Raw genomic sequence first — 3,034 nt, 5'->3', positions numbered from 1 at the left:
GCGGGTCAGCTTGACGTTGCGCTCGGTGCTTTGCACGCCGATGGCCCAGGCCTTGACGGCCTGCGCGTTGGTGCCGCTGTCGTTGGTGCCGTCGTTGAAATCCTTCAGGCAAACATCCACGTTGCCGGCGCCGGAGTTCAGCACCACCACCGGCCCATTCAGCGGGTTGGAGGTGGACGAGGGGCTAAGCGCGCCGTCGGTGCAGGGGTCGTGGAGGAACTTGACGTTGAACTGCGACTGGGTGCCCGAGCCGTTGACCCGCCGACACAGGTACACCTTCTCGTCGCTGATCGAACCCTGGGCGAAATCGGTCAGGGGCACGGAATCGCCGTTCTTGGAGACGGCCCGGATTTCGCTCCACTTGCCGATGTTGCCGGTGAACAGGCTGGCGATCAGGCGCTTGTTGAGGCTGGGCATGCAGCGCTCGGTCTCCAGACCCTCGCAATCCGACTCCAGCGACCCGCCCGCGATCTGGGCGCGTTGCAGGGCGTCGCGCAGGGCTTTGGTCACGGGCGTGTTGAACACCAGGGCGCCGCCGGATTTGACTTCCATGCGCTGGCTCACCTTGGCGGGATTGACCGGCACCGAGCCGTCCGGGGTGTTGTCGCCCCGGAATAATTCCGGGTTGATGTCGGACACGCCGGCGTCGGACACCTTCTTGATCAAGTCGCCGGTGCCCGAGATGCGGCAACGGTAGAACGCCTCGGCGGGATCCTTGGCGCAGTTGCCATTGTTGACAACCATGGCGTCGATGGCCTGTTCGTCGATGACCGGGTTGACGCCCTGGGCGGAGCCGCCCGCCGAGCGCTTGTGGAACAGCACCTTCGGGTTGTTGACCGAGAGTCCCGTGACCTTGGCGGAATCCAGGGTGCAGAAAATCGCGGCGTGGGCGCTGCCGGGGTTCGCCTGGACGGAGTTGTCGTAGTAGATGTCCATGGTGCCGGAGGCGCACAGCTCCTCGAACAACTGGCGGACGTTCAGGTCCTGCGCGGTGGCCCCGGACATGAAGATTTCAATATCCGGCTTAACGCTGGGGTCGTGAGCCTCGGCGGCTCCCCAGGACATCATCAGGCCGGCCGCGACGGCGGCGGCGATTCGCTTCGGTTGCATGATTTTTCTCCGATTTCGTAGCAATGGGTGAGGATGGTTTTTCCGCCCGGCGCCCGATGGGCCGGCGCCGGGCGGAGGATGGCTTTAGCGCTGCACAACGATGGCGGTCTGGTCGCACACCGGGGTCTTGATCTTCTTGCTGGGCGACACGCACAGCTTCAAAACGCCCTGGCTGGCGACGTGGGCCTTGGCCGGGGTCCACACGAACCTGCCCTTGTTGTTGGCGAGGCTCTTGAGCTTGCTGAACTTGCGACCGCCGTTCTTGGAGAACTGGATCGTGACCAACTGTTTGGCGTCCACCTGCTGGGTGGTCCAGGCGATGGTTTGCTTTTTCTTCATCTTCCAGGCGGTGGGCGCGTTGACCTTGATGAAGGGGCCGGTCGGCGCGGGCGTCTTGGCCGTCACGGTCGCCTGGGCCTTGGCGCTGTCTGTGCCGTCGCTGACGGTCAGCTCAAACACGTAGGCGCCCGCCTGGGTCGGGGTGAAGCTGGCCTTCGCCTGATTGGCGTTGGCGAGGGTGGCGGCGGGGCCGGAAAGCTGCGCCCAAGCGAACGACAAGGCTTGCGGCGCGTTGTCCGGGTCGCTGCTGGCGCTGCCGTCCAGCGTCACCGCCGTGCTCACGTCCACGGTCAGGCTGGCGCTCGCCACGCTCGCCACCGGCGGCTTGTTGACCGTCGCGGCCGAGCAGGCGGTGGTGGTGCCGGTGCCCGCGTAGCTGAGTTGCCCGGCGCTGGCCAGGGTCCAGTCGCCCAGCTTGGTGGCCTTGCCGGCGTTGGCGGCGCCGGTGGAGTTGTTGATGAAATAGAACTCGACCGCCTTGTCCGGCTGGCCCTCGCTGTTGCCCTTGAGGCTCTGCCCGAGGGTCGGACCCCAGATGCCCTGGCCGTGATAGCCCAGGTCGGTCGGGCCAAATACCCCGCTGATGTGGGCGTCCGCCTGGCCCGGCCTGTTCTCGAAGGGGGCGACGTTGAGCGCGCCGATGTAGCCCTGGATTTTCTGCTTGGTGTTGTCGATCTGGTTGAAGGCCGTGGGGAAGATGCCCGCCCCCTGGCTGGAGGTGGCGAGATAGCCCCATTGCGCCAGATTGCTGAAATCCTTGGCCAGCGGGGTCACGGCGGCGATGTTGTAGACCAGCCCCGCCTTGCCGATGAACGGGGCGTAGTTGGCATCCTGGCCCAGGTTGCCGTTGATGCAGCCCTGGCCGGCCATGAACTGGACCATGTTTAGCCCCAAGTCCTTGTAATAGGACTTCTGGCCGGTTTCGTCGTAGACCGAGATGAACAGCTCGCCCGGATCGCCGAACTTGCCGTCGTTAATCAAAGCCTGTGCCGGATGGCTCCCGGCCACCAGGGCGCCGAGACAAATCGCGTGGATTTTTTTCATGATGCTTAGCGTTCTCGGAAGTGGAGAAGTTGTCCCGGCCAGGCCGGGCAAGGTTTTTCCCGCGCCGGGGGCGGCATGGGGAAGCCCTTTTGTGAGTGTGCTAAGCCTAAGGGGGGATTGTTACGGGGAAATAATCATTGGATGACAGAGAGGTTTCAGGTTCATGACGGAAATGTTGCGGCGCCGTGGGCGCGGTTTCCGAGCGCGACCCGCCACCCATCCCATGCAATGATTCTGTAACGAGCGCGTCATAATCCGTACTTAGACTCAAGAATTATTGACTGTCTTAACCGGCCTGAGCATGACCGCCATCAACTCACTCGTCATGGAAAACGAGGTTCCCGTCCGCCCCCGCAAGCCCGGCGTTATCGAGGCGGGCGGGATCGTCATCGACAACGAGGCCCACCGCGTCACCGTCGACGGCAAGTCCGTGTCCTTAAGTCCGATGGAATACCGTCTGCTCGAATTCTTCGTGGCCCATCCCGACAAGGTGTTCAGCCGCAGCCAGCTATGCGATTTGGCCTGGAAGCGCGGCGAGACC

At 63.8% G+C, this 3,034-nt stretch carries 3 protein-coding genes; 1 reads left to right on the top strand and 2 read right to left on the bottom strand.

What is annotated here, in order from left to right; all coding sequences use genetic code 11:
* On the bottom strand, positions 1 to 1,110 hold a 1,110-nt coding region (locus ACXWUF_RS21330; protein ID WP_458496555.1), incomplete at its 3' end, for a hypothetical protein.
* An 84-nt stretch (positions 1,111 to 1,194) separates the two neighbouring features.
* Entirely contained in the window at positions 1,195 to 2,493 is a 1,299-nt protein-coding gene (locus tag ACXWUF_RS21325; RefSeq protein WP_458496554.1) for a PKD domain-containing protein, read from the bottom strand.
* 277 nt (positions 2,494 to 2,770) lie between these two features.
* Between ACXWUF_RS21325 and ACXWUF_RS21320 the strand changes: the two genes are divergently transcribed.
* Positions 2,771 to 3,034: winged helix-turn-helix domain-containing protein (locus tag ACXWUF_RS21320; protein ID WP_458496553.1), on the top strand; the 264-nt coding region annotated here is incomplete at its 3' end.

This window comes from Methylomagnum sp. (assembly GCF_054333355.1).
This window is presented reverse-complemented; position numbering and strand designations above follow the sequence as displayed.